Annotated in this window: 14 protein-coding genes; 9 read left to right on the top strand and 5 right to left on the bottom strand. The window is 54.1% G+C overall.

All coding sequences use genetic code 11. The annotated features are described in order from the left end of the window. The first annotated feature begins 193 nt into the window (after positions 1 to 193). From BH714_RS07445 to BH714_RS07435, 3 genes are read left to right on the top strand one after another with little or no spacing between them, the layout of a single operon-like run. Positions 194 to 916, top strand: coding sequence for a DUF969 domain-containing protein (locus BH714_RS07445; RefSeq protein ID WP_014170091.1), 723 nt, complete (start codon positions 194 to 196; stop codon positions 914 to 916). Then, entirely contained in the window at positions 913 to 1,899 is a 987-nt protein-coding gene (locus BH714_RS07440) for a DUF979 domain-containing protein (RefSeq protein WP_014170090.1), read from the top strand. Before BH714_RS07445 ends, BH714_RS07440 begins: the two co-directional genes overlap by 4 nt. 26 nt (positions 1,900 to 1,925) lie before the next feature. Next, positions 1,926 to 2,921 (top strand): DUF2891 domain-containing protein, encoded by a 996-nt coding sequence (locus BH714_RS07435; protein WP_040017518.1) that lies wholly within the window; start codon positions 1,926 to 1,928, stop codon positions 2,919 to 2,921. Positions 2,922 to 2,956: 35 nt separating this feature from the next. On the opposite strand, the gene BH714_RS07430 is transcribed toward BH714_RS07435, so the two are convergent. Beyond that, positions 2,957 to 4,366 (bottom strand): MFS transporter, encoded by a 1,410-nt coding sequence (locus tag BH714_RS07430; protein WP_040017517.1) that lies wholly within the window; start codon positions 4,364 to 4,366, stop codon positions 2,957 to 2,959. A gap of 116 nt (positions 4,367 to 4,482) precedes the next feature. Here BH714_RS07430 and BH714_RS07425 point away from each other — a divergent pair, with 116 nt between their 5' ends. Continuing rightward, entirely contained in the window at positions 4,483 to 5,406 is a 924-nt protein-coding gene (locus BH714_RS07425) for a LysR family transcriptional regulator (RefSeq protein WP_014170087.1), read from the top strand. Here the strand turns inward: BH714_RS07425 and BH714_RS07420 are convergent. Further along, complete coding sequence (locus BH714_RS07420) at positions 5,393 to 6,853, bottom strand: Cu(+)/Ag(+) sensor histidine kinase (RefSeq protein ID WP_040017515.1); 1,461 nt, start codon at positions 6,851 to 6,853, stop codon at positions 5,393 to 5,395. The two genes, BH714_RS07425 and BH714_RS07420, sit on opposite strands and share 14 nt — an antisense overlap. Then, the gene (gene silR, locus BH714_RS07415; RefSeq protein ID WP_032670366.1) at positions 6,843 to 7,526 is read right to left on the bottom strand and encodes a copper/silver response regulator transcription factor SilR; all 684 of its coding nucleotides are present in this window, start codon (positions 7,524 to 7,526) and stop codon (positions 6,843 to 6,845) included. Before silR ends, BH714_RS07420 begins: the two co-directional genes overlap by 11 nt. A 190-nt stretch (positions 7,527 to 7,716) precedes the next feature. Between silR and BH714_RS07405 the strand changes: the two genes are divergently transcribed. The 5 genes from BH714_RS07405 to BH714_RS07385 all read left to right on the top strand — a co-directional run bounded on the left by BH714_RS07405 (position 7,717) and on the right by BH714_RS07385 (position 14,417). After that, positions 7,717 to 9,102, top strand: a complete 1,386-nt coding sequence (locus BH714_RS07405; protein WP_040017513.1) for an efflux transporter outer membrane subunit — start codon at positions 7,717 to 7,719, stop codon at positions 9,100 to 9,102. 33 nt (positions 9,103 to 9,135) lie between these two features. Beyond that, positions 9,136 to 9,477, top strand: a complete 342-nt coding sequence (gene cusF / locus BH714_RS07400; protein WP_014170083.1) for a cation efflux system protein CusF — start codon at positions 9,136 to 9,138, stop codon at positions 9,475 to 9,477. 11 nt (positions 9,478 to 9,488) lie between these two features. Continuing rightward, complete coding sequence (locus BH714_RS07395) at positions 9,489 to 10,739, top strand: efflux RND transporter periplasmic adaptor subunit (RefSeq protein WP_040017512.1); 1,251 nt, start codon at positions 9,489 to 9,491, stop codon at positions 10,737 to 10,739. A 10-nt stretch (positions 10,740 to 10,749) separates the two neighbouring features. After that, the gene (silA, locus tag BH714_RS07390; RefSeq protein WP_040017510.1) at positions 10,750 to 13,884 is read left to right on the top strand and encodes a Cu(+)/Ag(+) efflux RND transporter permease subunit SilA; all 3,135 of its coding nucleotides are present in this window, start codon (positions 10,750 to 10,752) and stop codon (positions 13,882 to 13,884) included. A 221-nt stretch (positions 13,885 to 14,105) separates the two neighbouring features. Next, positions 14,106 to 14,417: a hypothetical protein gene (locus BH714_RS07385; protein ID WP_040017509.1), complete on the top strand. Its 312-nt coding sequence runs from the start codon at positions 14,106 to 14,108 to the stop codon at positions 14,415 to 14,417. 156 nt (positions 14,418 to 14,573) lie between these two features. Here the strand turns inward: BH714_RS07385 and BH714_RS07380 are convergent, their stop codons facing one another. Together BH714_RS07380 and BH714_RS07375 are read right to left on the bottom strand one after the other, a co-directional pair. Continuing rightward, complete coding sequence (locus BH714_RS07380) at positions 14,574 to 15,776, bottom strand: serine hydrolase domain-containing protein (RefSeq protein ID WP_040019030.1); 1,203 nt, start codon at positions 15,774 to 15,776, stop codon at positions 14,574 to 14,576. Positions 15,777 to 15,853: 77 nt separating this feature from the next. Then, the gene (locus BH714_RS07375; protein ID WP_040017508.1) at positions 15,854 to 16,585 is read right to left on the bottom strand and encodes a putative quinol monooxygenase; all 732 of its coding nucleotides are present in this window, start codon (positions 16,583 to 16,585) and stop codon (positions 15,854 to 15,856) included. Positions 16,586 to 16,612: the final 27 nt, after the last annotated feature.

Genomic DNA, 16,612 nt, shown 5'->3' with positions numbered 1-16,612 from the left:
AAATAAGAACATTTTATTGATAAATTGTTTACATGTTTTTGTGGTTCAGATATAGCTTTTTAGTGCAGGTTCTGCGGAGCCTGACGCAAAACACAACATCGCGCGCCGCACTGCATCCCGCTTCGCCATGATGCGAAGTATTAAAAAAATAGCCGCCGGCGCGCAACGCTCACTTTGGATAGGGTAAACGTTTATGGACGGTTCGACACTGTTGCCGCTCATCGGTATACCGGTGGTGGTTATTGGTTTTGCTCTGCGTTTCAACCCGCTACTGGTGGTTGTGGTGGCGGGGCTGGCTACCGGACTGCTGGTTGGCATGGATTTTGGGATGTTGCTGGAGACCTTTGGCGAGAAGTTCGTCAACAGTCGTTCCCTGGCGACCTTTATTCTGATCCTGCCGGTTATTGGCCTGCTGGAATATTACGGGTTGAAAGAGCGGGCGCAGGCGTGGGTGGCAAAGATTGCCAGCGCCACCTCGGCACGTATTCTGATGCTCTATTTTGTGGCGCGTGAAGGGACGGCCGCGCTGGGATTGATGTCGCTGGGTGGGCATGCTCAGACGGTTCGTCCGCTGCTGGCACCGATGGCCGAAGGCGCAGCGCTCAATGAGTATGGCGAACTGCCGCAACATATCCGGGACAAGATCAAAGCGCATGCCGCGGCGTGCGACAACATCGCGGTTTTCTTTGGCGAAGATATTTTTATCGCGTTTGGCGCGGTGCTGCTGATCGACGCTTTCCTGAAAGAGAATGGGATACAGGGCATTGAACCGTTGCATATCGGCCTGTGGGCCATTCCGACCGCCATCGCGGCGTTGATTATTCATATGACGCGCCTGTTGCGTCTGGATGCCAGCATCCGTCGTGACGTTATGTCCTGGCGCGCTGAGCAGGGTACACAGGAGATCGCGCCATGATGACCCTGATCACCATTAACCGCGTGTATTACCTGATCGGCTTTGTCGTGATGCTGCTGGTCGTGATGACCCTGCGCGATCGCGCGAATCCTAAACGTTTTACCACCGCGCTATTCTGGTTCCTGTTCGGCGGGATCTTCCTGTTTGGCGACCTGATGGTGCAGGAGCTGGGCAAATCCCTTGCTTATCGAATTATCGGCGGCTGCGTCATTGTGATTGCTCTGCTGGCGGGCTTTGGTCTGGTCGGGAAGGGGCATTATAAAATGGCTACCGATGCCGAGCGCGAAGCCTCGTCAACGCGGCTGAAAAACTGGCTTTTCCTGCCTGCGCTGATGATCCCGGTGGTTACGGTGATCGGGACATTATTCCTGAAAGGGGTGTCGATAGGGGGCGTATTCCTTCTTGACCAGAAACAGCTCACGCTGGCGGCACTGTGCGTCGCCTGTGTGGCGGCGATCCTGACCGGCTGGTGGCTGACAAAAGGCACGCCATTGCAGGCTATTCGCCAGTCCCGGCGCCTGGTCGACACCATTGGCTGGGCGGTGATTTTGCCACAGATGCTGGCCATGCTGGGCGGGGTGTTTGTGGTGGCGAACACCGGTGAGTCAGTCCAGAAGGTCGTTAGCCTGTTTGTGAACCCCGATAGCCGGTTCATGCTGGTGGTGATTTACTGCGTGGGCATGGCGCTTTTCACCATGATCATGGGCAACGCCTTCGCGGCATTCCCGGTGCTCAGCGCCGGTATCGCCTTGCCGTTCCTGATTAACGTTCACCATGGTAACCCGGCACCGCTGCTGGCGATTGGCATGTACGCGGGCTATTGCGGCACGCTGATGACGCCGATGGCGGCCAACTTTAATATCGTTCCGGCCGCGCTGCTGGAGCTTAAAGATAAGTACCAGGTGATCAAGATCCAGATCCCAACGGCGTTAACCCTGCTGGTGGTCAACGTGTTCTTAATGTATTTCCTCGTTTTTCGCTAAGCGCGGCAACGATCTAAGGAGCTGATATGGAATTAACGCAACACCAGGCCGACGCGTTTGCCCGCATGCCTTTGACCTATTTACGCCAGGAATATCCGAACCACATTATGCACCTGCTTAATGATGACGGTGATGTCCTGCCACCCCGCGAACTGCACCCCATTTTTTATGGCTGCTTCGACTGGCACTCGGCGGTGCACGGCTACTGGCTGCTGCTGCGCTGCGTGCGGCTTTACCCTGAACTGTCGTGCCGGGATGAAATTGTCGCCCTGTTTGATGAACACATCACGCAGGAGAAGGTGGAGAAAGAGCTGGCCTATTTCAATGCACCGTTTCGCGCCTCGTTCGAGCGCCCTTATGGCTACGGCTGGCTTCTGGCGCTGGCGCAGGAGCTGAAGCAATCCGCGTTACCTCAGGCCGCCAGCTGGCATCAGACACTGCAGCCGTTAACGCAGGACATTCGCGACAGGCTGGTGGATTACCTCAGCAAGCTCACCTATCCGATCCGTGTCGGTACGCATTACAACACCGCTTTTGCCCTGGCGCTGGGGATTGATTACGCCCGTGAAGTGCAGGATAACGCCCTTGAACAGGCTATTCTGACGGCGGCGACGCGCTTTTATCTGGCTGACACGCATTACCCGGCTCACTATGAACCGGGTGGTGATGAGTATATTTCCGGCGCGCTGACGGAAGCGCTGTTGATGAGTAAGGTGGCGGAGCATTTCCCGACGTGGTTTGACGCCTTTCTTCCTGATGTGGGGTCTGTTTCGGCCCTGATGCACCCGGCAGAGGTGAGCGATCGTACCGACCCGAAAATTGCCCATCTGGATGGGTTAAACCTCAGCCGCGCCTGGTGCATGAAGCATATTGCCCGCGCGTTGCCGGATAACCATCCGGGACAACAGGCGCTGCGCGAGGCAGTCAACGGACATCTGACGGCAAGCGTCGAGCATGTGGTGGGCAGCCACTACAGCGGTGGACACTGGCTGGCGAGTTTTGCGCTGCTGGCGCTGGAGTAAATCACAGGTGCAGCGCGTAGTGCGCTGCTCCGTGTTTATGCCGTAGCCTGACGCGTGGCGCGCAGCCGGCTCACGCTAAACACGACAGAAACCGCCGAAGCAATGACCGCAATCCACAGTGCATAATGAACGGCCCGATCGTCAAAAGCCGGCTGATTCGGCGTTGTGGCCAGCAGAACGCCGACCACGGCAGCCCCCAGGCATTGTCCAAACGTCCGCACGATAGCCAGTACGCCGGATGCGTAGCTGGCATACTCCCGTACCACGTTAGAGAGCATTTCCCGGTTATTGGGACTCTGGAAACAACCAAAACCGATCCCGCACACCAGGCTTCGCAGGCAGATATTCCAAGCGGAAGGGCTGGCGGGCAGTGTCGCGAGCAGGATCAATCCCACCACAAACACGAATAGCCCAAGGGTAGATATCAGCGGGGCTGAAATTGTGTCTGCCCAGCGGCCCGCATGCGGCGCGATCAGTACGATGCCTATCGGCCAGGGCGTGAACAGCAGCGCGGAGACCACCGGACTGTAGCCGTACACGCTCTGAAACAGGAACGGCAGGGCGATAAAGGTGATGCCCTGGCTCACAAACGAGGCCAGCGACGTGAGCGCGGCGAGCGTAAAGCGTCCGTTGTGGAAAATAACGGGAGGCAGTATGGGGCTTCGGGCGCGGCGAATATGCCAGACAAAGGTGATGGCGCTAATCGTGGCGAGCAACGCCCAGCTGATGGCCTCGTGGCTGATGTGGTGCGAAGCATGCTGGAAACTGTTGGCCGTCATGATCATCGCCCCCAACAGGACCGCGGAGAGCAGTGCCCCCGGGGCATCGAACGGAGAAGGATCTGAAGCCGGTTGTCGTGGTAAGGCCTTCCAGGCCAACAGCAGGGCAATCGTTCCGGGAACAAGGTTAATGGCGAATAACCACTGCCAGCGCAGTACGTCCAGGATCGTCCCGCCCAGTACGGGTGCAATGGCCGTGCTGGAGGCGATCAGCAGGGCGTGCAGTCCCAGAATGCGGCCAAGCAGTCGACCGGGAAAGACGGCGCGCAGTATCGCCGGGGCAATACTCAATGTGGCCGCCCCGCCAATCCCCTGCAAAATCCGCATCCCGATCAGCATGTCCGGGGTGCGGGCCAGCGCGCAGCCGAGCGAGGTGAGTGTAAAGACGGCAAGTCCGGTCAGAAACACCGGGCGGTAGCCAACGCGGGCCGCCAGGGCAGCGAAGATGGCCAGAGTCATGGCCGCGGACAACAGATATCCATTGGCGAACCAGACGGCCACATTCGCGGGCACCTGCATCGCGCTTGCCATCGAAGGCAAGGCGATGTTGATCATGATGCCATCAAAAACGCCCATCAGCGTGGTGGTCATTACCGCGGCCATCACCCGGGCGCGTTCATGGCCGGGCAATCCTTCGTCGCCGGGCTGGTTTGAAAATAGCGTCATCGTCGTAACTCCGGAAAGAATGTTGATGACGAAACTATAATCATGGGATATACAAGGCGGAAGACGCAGCAGTTGCACTGTTCAGTTGCATATAACGCCTTATCTGAGGATGCATCATGTCCGATCCGGATTTTAATTTGCTTGTCGCCCTCGACGTCCTGCTGGCCGAAGCCAGCGTGGCGGGCGCGGCGCGGCGTTTAAACCTGAGTACGTCAGCCATGAGCCGTACCCTGAGCCGGCTGCGAGAGGTGACCGGCGACCCGATCCTGGTGCGGGCAGGGCGTAATATGGTGCTGACGCCCTGGGCCGAGGCCACCCGGGAGCGAGCCAGAGGGGCCGTGTATGAGGCAAGAGCCGTACTGCAGCCCTCCACTGAAACGCTGAAGGTGGAAAACCTCGAGCGGCTGTTCACCATCAGAGCCAATGATGGTTTTGTGGTCGCATTTGGCCCATTGCTGATTGCCGCCGTGGCCGAAGCTGCGCCCGATGTGTGTATTCGGTTCTCGCCGAAGCCCGAGAAAACGTCACGCTATCTGCGGGAAGGGCTGGTTGACCTGGAAATTGGCGTGCAGAGCAACATGGGACCTGAAATACGCCTGCAGCGATTATTTCAGGATCGGTTCATTGCCGCGGTGCGTAAGGGACATCCGCTGGCGGCACAACCCACGGTCAGCCTTCACGATTATGTTTCCTGGGGCCACGTGGTTGCCGCGCCCGACGGGTCGCTACACGGCTTTGTCGACGATGCGCTGGCAGAAGTGGGGATGAAGCGCAAAATTGCCAGCGTCGTGCCCGGTTTCCCGACGGCGCTATCCGTGGCGCTGGCGTCCGATCTGATCGCCATGGTTCCGGCATTGTATCTGCTGAACCAGCCGATGGCGCAGAGTGTGCATGTTTTTGAACTGCCGTTTAAAACCCGAACCATTACGGTATCGCAGATGTGGCACCCGCGAATGGAAAGGGATCCGGGGCACCGCTGGCTGAGAGAGAAAGTGCTGGACGTGTGTCGGGCTGTGCAGCAACCACTCAGTGCTGAGTAACCCGCTTAGGCACGGACAAGATAAAGCGTGTCGACTGAGCATCCGATTCGACGCGGACTTTGCCATGATGCGCGGTGACAATTGACTTCACAATGGCAAGACCAATCCCGCTGCCTTCGCCTTTTCGCTGCCTGGAAGGATCCACCCGGTAAAAACGGTCAAACAGCCTGGGTAGATGTTCTTGCGGGACAGGTTTCCCGGGGTTGGCAATCATCAGCTCAAAATCGTTTTCCCGTTCGTCGATTGAGACGGTCACCGTCTTGCCTTCCGGCGTATAGCGCAGGGCATTGGATAACAGGTTGTTGATTGCGCGTCTGAACATCTGCGGATCGCCTTCGATCAGGCAGGGCATCCCGTGAAACGTCAGCGCGATATGACGTTCTTCCGCCCAGGCCTCGAAGAAATCAAAGACTTTAATGACCTCCGCGCTTAAATCAAACATCACCCTGTCCGGGATCAGCTGATTATTATCCGCCTGCGCCAGGAACAGCATATCGCTGACCATCCGGGTCATCCGGTTATACTCTTCAAGGCTTGAGTAGAGAATATCTTCCAGCTCTTTCGGCGTCCGGTTCTGGCTGAGTGCGATCTCAGTCTGGGTCACCAGATTGGTGATGGGGGTTCTGATTTCGTGGGCGATATCGGCAGAAAAATTCGCCTGGCGGGTGAACACATCTTCAATCTTTTCAATCATATGGTTGAACGAAATCACCAGTTGCTCCAGTTCAACCGGAACGCGCGACGGTTCCAGCCTCGCATCGAGATTTTCAGAGGTGATATTTTTAATGGCATTGCTGACGTTACGCAGCGGCAGGTGTCCCTGACGGACCGCGATTCGAATGATAAGAATAATCAGCAGGCTGATCACCACGGCAATCGCAATCAGGTTCTTTTTCAGCGCATCGAGGTAATGGAGATGGAAATTAATAGAAAGCCCGATCAGCATAACGTAATTCTGCGCTTTTCCCTGCAGCGTTGCCGTGCCTGACGAGGCGATAATCCGGTACGTGTCACTTTTCATCTCAGCGCCGGAATGACGCTGCAGGGTGGGGGCATCTACCGTCCAGAGAAACACATCCCGTGCCCGGCTGTGCGTGCTGAATGCCGCCGTGTTCACGGCAGGGCGTAACGCTGCCCCCTGCGCCGTACTGAACAACACCTCTCCACGCGCGTCGAGAAGAAGAACCGCAACGTTACGATAGCTGGCAATTGACTCTTTGATTTTACTGATTTTCTTCTCGTCCGGATCTGCCGCGGACTGCAGGATACGGTGCATCGCGGTACTGATTTGCTGCAGATCGTTGATATCCTGCTCGGCAAAATGCTTTTCAACGGAGTGCAGCATAAACCAGGTGAAGGCGAAAAATGCCAGTATCGTGGAGAGGCTGATAAAAAACGTCAGCCTGAGGGCTAGTGAAAAAGGGCGTCTGGGTAATTTAACGCGCATCCGGTGCCTCCAGCATGTACCCCACGCCGCGGACCGTCTGGATCAACTTCGGTTCATAATCATTGTCTATTTTCGCGCGAAGCCGTTTGACGGCGACATCAATCGCGTTGGTGTCGCTGTCAAAATTCATGTCCCAGACCTGGGATGCAATCAGGGAGCGGGGCAGCACTTCCCCCTGGTGTCGCATAAAAAACTCCAGCAGGCTGAACTCTTTACTGGTCAGCAGGATGCGGTTCCCTGCGCGGCTCACCTTTCTGGACACGAGATCAATCATCAGATCAGCCACCTGAAACTGGCTTTCCGTGATCACCGTATTGCCCCGTCGCAGAAGCGTCCTGACGCGGGCGAGAAGCTCCGCAAAGGCAAAGGGTTTGATCAGGTAATCATCCGCGCCCAGTTCAAGACCCTTCACCCGGTGTTCAATAGTGCCAAGGGCTGAGAGTAACAGAACCGGCATTCCCTTCCCGGCAGAACGTAGCATGCGGATGATATCCCAGCCGTTCACGTCGGGAAGCATGATATCCAGAATCAGGAGGTCATACTCGGCGGTCATGGCGAGATGATATCCGGTCAGGCCATTGTCAGCGTGGTCCACCACAAACCCCGCCTCAGTCAGCCCCTTGCTGAGGTACTCCCCGGTTTTTATCTCGTCTTCAACGATCAGTATTTTCATCTTGCTCCCCTGACTGGCTGCTCTGGACATTCTAGAGAGCCTCAAACCGTTATCAATGACTTACGTTAAGAATGACAACATTGTCATTATCCTGTCACCAGGCAAACAGGAAGCACGCTGTAGAGTAACCCTGGTAATACTCTGGACTTCATTTGAAACATTTACCAGGCCTGCCTGGACGAGAAGCGTGATGTGCACATTAAAACGACTTAGCATTAGCACAATATTTTTCCTGGCAGGCTGCGTCTCGCTGGCACCAGAATATGCGCGCCCGCCAGCACCGGTTCCGCAGCAGTTCTCGTTATCCCGCAATAGCCTCACGCCGGTGGTAGCGGGGTATCACGACAGCGGATGGCGTAGCTTTTTTGCCGATCCTCAGGTTGCAGCACTGATCGCCGAAGCCCTGAATAACAACCGTGATTTAAAAATGGCCGCCCTCAAGGTTGAAGAGGCGCGCGCGCAGTTCAACGTGACGGATGCCGACCGGTATCCGCAGGTGAATGCCTCGTCAGGTGTGACCTACAGTGGTGGGCTGAAAACGGACAAGCCGACCACACAGCAGTACGACGCAGGGTTGAACCTCAGTTACGAACTCGATTTCTTCGGCAAGCTCAGGAATATGAGTGATGCCGACAGACAGAACTATTTTGCCAGCGAGGAAGCCCGCCGTGCCGCGCATATCCTGCTCGTCTCCAGCGTGTCGCAGAGCTATTTCAGCCAGCAGCTGGCCTACAAACAACGTCGTATTGCCCGCGATACGCTAAAGAACTATCAACAATCCTGGGCTTTTGTTGAACAACAGCTGGTAACGGGCAGCACCAACGTTCTGGCACTTGAACAGGCCCGGGGGCAGATTGAAAGTACCCGTGCAGAAATAGCGAAAAGAGAAGGCGAGCTGGCTCAGGCCAATAATGCCCTGCAGCAGGTTCTGGGAACCTATCGCGCGCTGCCGGCAGAGAAAGGAGGCGGCGTCGATGAGATTACACCCGTCAAACTGCCGCCTCGTCTGCCGTCAGAAATATTGCTTCAGCGCCCGGACATTATGGAAGCGGAGTATCAACTGAAAGCGGCTGATGCCAATATTGGCGCGGCGCGCGCCGCCTTTTTCCCGTCCATTACGCTAACCAGCGGGCTTTCAGCAAGCAGTACGGAATTATCCAGCCTCTTCACCGCAGGAAGCGGGATGTGGAATTTTATTCCGAAAATTGACATTCCTGTTTTTAATGCCGGAAGGAATAAAGCCAACCTCAAACTGGCTGAAATTCGCCAGCAGCAGTCAATCGTCAATTACGAACAAAAAATTCAGGCGGCTTTTAAACAGGTCGCCGACGCGCTCGCATTGCGGGACAGCATCAGTCAGCAACTCGACGCCCAGCAGCGTTATCTTGATTCGCTACATATCACCCTGCAGCGAGCCAGAGGTTTATATTCCAGTGGCGCGGTCAGTTACATTGAAGTGCTCGATGCTGAACGTTCTCTTTTTGCAACACAACAAACCATTCTCGACCTTATCTATTCCCGACAGGTGAATGAAATTAACTTATTCACCGCGCTGGGTGGCGGTTGGGTTGAGTAATTCCTTTTAATTACTCCATCAGGAAATCAAAAAATGAACAGTTTATTTAACGCGGTCGTACTGGGTGCACTCTCCGTTATATTTTCTGCAGGCCTGCATGCTGAAACACATCAGCACGGGGAGATGAGCACAGCCGCACAAGCCACGCCAGAGCAGGTTATCGCGGGAACCGGCGTGGTGAAAGCGGTTGATCTGAGCACTAAAAAAATCACTATCGCGCACGATGCTATTCCAGCGATTGGCTGGCCCGCCATGACCATGCGTTTCACCTTTGTCCAGGCAGACGAAACTATTCTCGCCTTAAAAGCCGGCAGCCACGTTAATTTTACGTTTGTTCAGCAGGGCAATATCTCTTTACTCAAGAGCATTAAATAGCGAGAAAAAGCATGGCCTCTTTAAGAATAAAATTTGCTGCCGTCACCCTCGGCAGCCTTATTGCAGGAGGGCTGATTTCAGTTATCGCCTGGCAGTCTGTGCATTCCGCAGAAAAAACAGAACAGACCACGACGGAGAGAAAGGTACTTTTCTGGTATGACCCGATGAAGCCGGATACCCGGTTTGATAAACCCGGCAAGTCTCCGTTTATGGATATGGATCTGGTGCCGAAATATGCCGATGAAAATGACGAAAAAAGCAGTGAGGGTATTCGTATTGACCCGACGCAGGTTCAGAACCTGGGACTCAAAACGCAGAAAGTGACGCGGGGATCGCTGAATTACGCCCAGACCATACCGGCCAACGTCAGTTATAACGAATATCAGTTTGTCATTGTGCAGGCGCGTTCTGAGGGTTTCGTCGAGAAAGTGTACCCACTGACCGTGGGCGATCATGTTAAAAAAGGGACGCCGCTTATCGATATCACCATTCCGGAATGGGTAGAAGCGCAAAGCGAGTTCCTGTTGTTATCGGGTACCGGCGGAACCCCTACCCAGATAAAAGGTGTTCTGGAGCGACTACGTCTTGCCGGCATGCCGGAAGAGGATGTTCAACGTCTGCGTGCGACCCGGAGTATCCAGACCCGTTTTACTATCAAGGCCCCCATAGATGGCGTGATTACGGCGTTTAACCTGCGCACGGGCATGAACATTACCAAAGATAACGTGGTGGCACAGATACAGGGGATGGATCCGGTCTGGATCAGTGCGGCGGTGCCGGAATCCATTGCGTATCTTCTCAAAGACAGCTCGCAGTTTGAAATTTCAGTGCCCGCGTATCCGGATAAATCGTTTGCCGTTGAAAAATGGAACATTCTCCCCAGCGTGGATCAAACTACCCGCACGCTGCAGGTCCGTCTGCAGGTCTCCAACAAAGACGAAAGCCTGAAACCCGGCATGAACGCCTACCTGAAACTGAACGCCAGGAGCCAGGAGATGCTGCTGATCCCATCCCAGGCCGTGATTGATACGGGCAAAGAACAGCGGGTGATTGTGGTCGATGCGGAAGGGCGTTTTGTGCCAAAAAACATTCATGTTCTGCATGAATCTCAGCAACAGTCCGCGATTGGCAGCGGACTGAACGAAGGCGATGCTGTCGTGGTCAGCGGTCTGTTCCTGATTGACTCCGAAGCCAATATTAGCGGTGCATTGGAGCGCATGCGTCATCCTGAAAAAACTGACGACGCGCATTCGGGCCATTAAGGAGACGATGATGATTGAATGGATTATCCGGCGCTCCGTCGCCAACCGTTTCCTGGTGATGATGGGCGCTTTGTTTCTCAGCGTCTGGGGAACATGGACTATCATCAATACCCCTGTGGATGCATTGCCCGATCTGTCTGATGTGCAGGTGATCATTAAAACCAGCTATCCCGGTCAGGCTCCGCAGATTGTTGAAAATCAGGTCACGTATCCGCTCACGACAACCATGCTGTCGGTACCCGGCGCAAAGACCGTGCGTGGTTTTTCCCAGTTTGGCGACTCCTATGTGTACGTCATTTTTGAAGACGGTACTGACCTGTACTGGGCCCGCTCGCGCGTTCTGGAATACCTGAACCAGGTTCAGGGCAAATTGCCTGCCGGTGTAAGCTCAGAAATAGGACCAGATGCCACCGGTGTCGGCTGGATATTTGAATATGCCCTGGTGGATCACAGTGGAAAACACGATCTTGCAGAACTGCGTTCCCTTCAGGACTGGTTCCTGAAATTCGAGCTGAAAACCATCCCTAACGTCGCGGAGGTTGCGTCAGTAGGCGGCGTGGTTAAGCAGTATCAGATTCAGGTTAACCCGTTGAAGCTGGCGCAGTACGGTGTCACGCTGCCAGACGTTAAACAGGCTCTTGAATCATCTAACCAGGAAGCAGGGGGATCATCCATTGAAATGGCGGAAGCGGAGTACATGGTCCGCGCCAGCGGTTACCTTCAGTCCATAGATGATTTCAATAATATCGTCCTGAAAACGGGCGAGAACGGCGTGCCGGTTTATCTGCGCGATGTGGCCCGCGTGCAAACGGGCCCGGAAATGCGGCGCGGCATTGCAGAACTTAACGGCCAGGGTGAAGTTGCTGGTGGCGTCGTGATCCTGCGCTCGGGGAAAAACGCACGTGAAGTCATTACCGCAGTGAAAGACAAACTGGAGACGCTGAAAGCCAGCCTGCCAGAGGGTGTCGAGGTGGTGACCACCTACGATCGCAGCCAGTTAATTGACCGCGCCATTGATAACCTGAGTAACAAACTCCTTGAAGAGTTTATCGTGGTAGCCATCGTCTGTGCGCTGTTCCTCTGGCATATCCGCTCTGCGCTGGTGGCGATCGTTTCTCTGCCGCTTGGCCTGTGCATTGCCTTTATCGTCATGCATTTCCAGGGGCTAAACGCCAATATTATGTCTCTGGGCGGGATTGCCATTGCCGTGGGGGCGATGGTGGATGCCGCCATTGTGATGATTGAAAATGCGCATAAACGGCTGGAAGAGTGGGATCATCAACACCCTGGGGAGCAAATAGACAACGCAACCCGCTGGAAGGTCATTACCGATGCGTCCGTTGAAGTGGGCCCGGCGCTGTTTATCAGCCTGCTGATCATCACCTTGTCGTTCATCCCCATTTTCACGCTTGAGGGACAGGAAGGGCGCCTGTTTGGGCCGCTGGCCTTCACGAAGACGTATGCCATGGCGGGCGCGGCCGCGCTGGCAATCATCGTCATTCCTATATTGATGGGGTTCTGGATCAGAGGGAAAATCCCCGCGGAGACCAGCAACCCGCTGAACCGACTGCTGATTAATGCCTATCACCCGTTATTGCTTCGCGTGCTCCACTGGCCGAAAACGACCTTGCTGGTTGCGGCGTTAACTATTTTTACGGTCATATGGCCGCTGAGTCAGGTCGGGGGGGAATTTCTGCCAAAGATCAATGAGGGCGATCTGCTGTACATGCCTTCAACGTTACCTGGCGTATCGCCGGCAGAGGCTGCCGCGCTCTTGCAGACGACAGACAAATTAATCAAAACCGTCCCTGAAGTGGCGTCCGTATTTGGTAAGACCGGTAAGGCTGAAACGGCGACCGACTCCGCGCCACTGGAAATGGTCGAAACCACCCTTCAGCTCAAGCCTGAAGATCAGTGGCGACCAGGAATGACGATTGACAAGATCGTTGATGAGCTGGATAAGACCGTGCGTTTGCCCGGCCTGGCTAACCTCTGGGTACCGCCGATCCGTAACCGTATAGATATGCTCTCCACCGGCATTAAAAGCCCAATCGGTATCAAGGTGTCTGGCACCGTTTTGTCTGATATTGATGCCACTGCACAACGTATCGAAGCGGTGGCTAAAACCGTGCCGGGCGTGGTTTCAGCCCTGGCAGAACGTCTGGAAGGCGGACGCTACATCGATGTGGATATCAACCGGGAGAAAGCCTCCCGATACGGAATGACGGTGGGTGATGTGCAGCTGTTTGTCTCATCAGCCATCGGTGGCGCAACAACCGGCGAGACGGTTGAGGGCGTAGCCCGTTACCCGATCAATATCCGCTACCCTCAGGATTACCGAAACAGCCCACAGGCACTGAAACAGATGCCCATTCTGACGCCCATGAAACAGCAAATTACCCTGGGCGATGTCGCTGATATTCGTGTCGTTTCCGGACCTACCATGCTGAAAACGGAAAATGCCCGTCCTGCCAGCTGGATTTATATTGATGCCCGTGGCAGGGATATGGTGTCGGTTGTGAACGACATTAAAACCGCTATCAGCCAGCACGTAAAATTAAGACCGGGCACCAGTGTCTCTTTCTCCGGACAGTTTGAATTGCTGGAGCACGCCAATAAAAAACTGAAACTGATGGTGCCGATGACGGTAATGATCATATTCATTTTGTTATATCTGGCATTCCGTCGTGTTGATGAGGCACTGCTTATTCTGATGAGTCTGCCATTCGCCCTGGTCGGCGGAATTTGGTTCCTGTACTGGCAGGGCTTCCATATGTCCGTGGCGACCGGAACCGGCTTTATTGCCCTGGCCGGGGTGGCAGCAGAGTTTGGCGTGGTGATGCTGATGTACTTGCGTCATGCCATTGAAGCCCATCCGGCGCTTGCCCAGCGGGAAACCTTTACCGCGGAAGGGCTCGATGAAGCCCTTTATCAGGGGGCGGTACTCCGCGTGAGACCGAAAGCGATGACCGTAGCGGTTATCATTGCCGGTCTGTTGCCCATCCTCTGGGGAACCGGTGCGGGCTCAGAAGTCATGAGCCGGATAGCCGCGCCGATGATTGGAGGAATGATTACGGCTCCGCTGTTATCCCTGTTCATTATTCCGGCCGCCTACAAATTAATCTGGCTGCGAAGACATAAATAAACGCGCGACGATATTAAAAGGACACGCTGGAGTGTCCTTTTTTATGCGTATGGGGCAGGGGGTTATTCCCCGTATGGCCCAGTGACAGAAATGTCATCAGCCCGTCACGGGATAAACAGAGGTCGGTTTTTATAATCAATGATAATTCAGACGCCGATGCATTTATCTCTGACTTTTCATTCAGCGATATTGCAGAGCATGTAAACTTAGGAGATTCGACCATGAAAAAGATCCTGTTATCCATTGTCACCATTATGGCTGTCACATCATCTGGCTGGGCAGCAGAAACGATCAACATGCACGACCAGGTTAATAACGCTCAGGCAACTGCGCATCAAACCATGGCTGAGAAGCACAAGAAAATGCTCAAAGCTGGCCCCTGTAATACTACTCCCGAATCGGCAAAGTCTTTCTCTGCGATGAATGAGCATGAGAAGGCCGCCGTTGTGCATGAAACGGTGAACAATGGGCAGTCTTCTGTTATTCATCAGCAACAGGCAGAGAAACATCGCCGTATGAATCAGGCGAATTAACTGGCGCGTGGTGGATGTCACGGCTATACGCCCCTCGAGTGAGGGGCGTTTTCAGCATCTTTTAGAAGGTCGCAGTAAGGATGCAGCCACCGCTGAGCAGTATCATGCTGATACGGAGAAGCGCTGCAGTTGGTTTGCAGACATGACCAGGCGAGGTTACAGCGCGCGAGAATGTTCTTCTCTCTGGCTATCGTTCTTCGCCATATCCATCAATAGTGCGATACCAATATAGTTACTCCAGTTAAATGCATTTTGAAGCACGACTACCGCATTGCCTTTTTGTTTATCGAAACCGATAAAGCTTGAGTAGCCGCCAATATAGCCTACCTGATAAGTAATTTTTTCCAGACCGATAAAGTCGGTGGTCCAGGCAATACCCTGTACACCGTCGGGGCGTTGAATATCGGTATTACTGACTTCAGCAAAGACGCTATCCAATAAGCGATTGTCGGTTGTCGCCACGTGATAGCGGGCATACGCGGCCAGATCTTCGGCGTTACTGTATAAACTCGCTGCCGCTACCATGTTGTTGGAAAAATGCCAGTCGGGCGTCAGCTGCCCGCGCGGGATGAATTTGGGCTGATCGCCAGCGTGGCCAAGCGCACGCTGTGGGTATCCCTTTAACGTCTGGGGAGTAAAACTACTGTTAGCCATTTGCAGCGGTTGAAAAATATAGCGCGAGGCTAAACTCTGAATATCTTCGCCGGTTTTGTGTTTCAGGATATAGCCAATCAGGGCATAGCCGGTATTAGAGTATTGCGGCATTTTATGCTGCGGTGCATGCCAGTTGGCTAAATAGCGCAATACGTTATCGCTATCCAGTTCGCCATAAAAGTTATCGCCACTGCTTAAATAGCTGATGAATTTTCCCAGCATCGGAACATCCATATTCTGACGGGGCAGGCCAGAGGTGTGGGTCACCAGTTCCAGTAGAGTAATTTTTTGTGCATCTGCGCTTAAGGGCGTACCCGGTGGCAGCAATGTCGACAGGTTATCGTCCCAACTCAGCCTTCCTTCGTTCACCAGACAAGCCACCACTTCCGCCGTAATCCCTTTGCTGAGCGAACCGAGGGCAAACAAGGTATTGGACCCGATCGGGTAGCGATTGGCCGCATCGGTTACGCCCCAACTGTAAAACTGCGGAGAACCGTAATTATGGATCACCGCAACCGTCATCCCGGGAACGGATTTTTGCGCCATATAGTGACGGACCACGCTATCAACGTCGCCGTCCAGCGATTTATGGGTGAGGAGTTCCTGTGTTCCTGCCGGGGAGGACATTTGCGAGAGGGTGCCACAACCGCTCAGTGACGGGATAACAAGCAGAAGCCAGCGAAATTGTTGAGTTATGTTCTGCATACCTGTCATGTGTGGTGGTCATTAGAGCGCCCGGAATGTATCACACCTGGCCTGCGTAAACGCCATTTTTCTACGCTTTAGCCGCCAGGGGCGATTTCTGCGGTTATCCCGCCTTTATTACGCAGAAATAGTGGTTTGACAGGAATAGACGTTTTACGGGTACACATGCGCGCCGTTTGCTTTAGATAATACTTAAAGTGCGGCGTCTGTCTGTGGAGTTGATAATCTTCCTCACTGGCGTAAATCTCATAGAAATACCAGCGCTGGGGATCATCTACGTCTGTCGCGGCATACATGGCAAGCACGCCTTTTTCTATGTTGAGCGACTGAGCCATTTCAGGAAGGACAATGTTTTTGAACTCAGTCTGATATTCCGGCTTCACCTCAACTACCACCAGATTATTGATGGTCCGCTCATCGGGTATGATGTGTTTGTCCCCCGTAAATTGCGGCACGAGTGTGATTTTCAGCTTCCGATCAATCATATCAGGTGCTTGAGTAACAAACGCTTTGTATGGAGAGGCATCCAGATGTTTGCGGTAGGCCAACTCGCTTGCATAAAGCTCAACCATATATGCCTGACGCGCATTGTCACTGCGTTTCAGCGCGTACATCGCCAGCGTGCCCACTTCATGATCAACCGAAGCGGTGATTGTTTGCCTGGCAACCTCATCAAAATGCCTGTCCCGATCGGGCGTGATGCTTATCTCAACGATATTCATCACGGGCGTATCCTGTATGCCCTGACTTTTTGCAAAGGCAGGGCTGCTTATTAGCAGGAAAGTTAAAAACATGAGACTCTTTTTCATGATGATCCTTTTTCTAAACCAGAGACA

It is taken from the genome of Enterobacter ludwigii (assembly GCF_001750725.1).
Lineage (GTDB): Bacteria > Pseudomonadota > Gammaproteobacteria > Enterobacterales > Enterobacteriaceae > Enterobacter > Enterobacter ludwigii.
This window is presented reverse-complemented; position numbering and strand designations above follow the sequence as displayed.